General features: G+C 58.1%; 1 protein-coding gene. It reads left to right on the top strand.

The window, feature by feature from the left end:
• Positions 1-188 precede the first annotated feature (188 nt).
• Positions 189-560, top strand: coding sequence for a hypothetical protein (locus EOA24_RS39955; protein ID WP_127410926.1), 372 nt, complete (start codon positions 189-191; stop codon positions 558-560).
• Positions 561-742: the final 182 nt, after the last annotated feature.

The raw sequence follows: 742 nt of genomic DNA, 5'->3' as shown, positions 1-742 counted from the left end.
GTGCCAGAGAGCTAGCCAGAGAGGTTGTATGCGAGCTGCTTGGAATTGCATCGGCAAACCCTAACGTGAACCGCGAACAGCTTCTGGACGGGCTACTGGATAGGGGGAGCCAACTAAACCAGCACGGCGACCGACGCGGAAGTGAGGTCGCCGATGGCCATTAGCGTCTGCCCCCGAGCCGCCACGGCGTGCAGAGTTTTGCAACAAAGTTCGCGCTGCAGCAGGATCGATGGAAAGATCATTCCTTCATTACGCTGTATCACCTCTACTATCAGGTAGAGGGAAACCCCCCGACTTTGATCGGGCCGGCGTGGCCTCAGCTGCTCGCCGACGCGTCGTTTGCCGATGTTGCCGGGACGGATCGACAGGCTCTGCTGGGTGCCGATCCCCGTTCAAGCTTTCTCGGATGGAGTACAGGTCACAAAATCACGATGCATGCGATCGCCTCCCTGGTGGCACATACGACAAGAAAATCCGTCGTGCTCTTCGACGAGCCTGAGACGCACCTTCACGCGAATCCGCATCCGCAAGATGGAAGCGGACAGGACTGCATTTGCTGAAGAGGTGGCCCATCTTGGCGCGCGCAGGCCGGCGAGCGTGCAAGCGGCGAGGCACTAGAACAAGTGAGATTTTATCGCGAACGTCACCGCTTTGGAATGATGAGCGAGGCATCCGACGCCTTCGCACTGATAACGCGCGTTTTGTTGGTGCGTTCTCGATATAAGTGGCATCGCCAATGACC

The organism is Mesorhizobium sp. M2A.F.Ca.ET.039.01.1.1 (assembly GCF_003998035.1).
Classification (GTDB): Bacteria; Pseudomonadota; Alphaproteobacteria; order Rhizobiales; family Rhizobiaceae; genus Mesorhizobium.
This window is presented reverse-complemented; position numbering and strand designations above follow the sequence as displayed.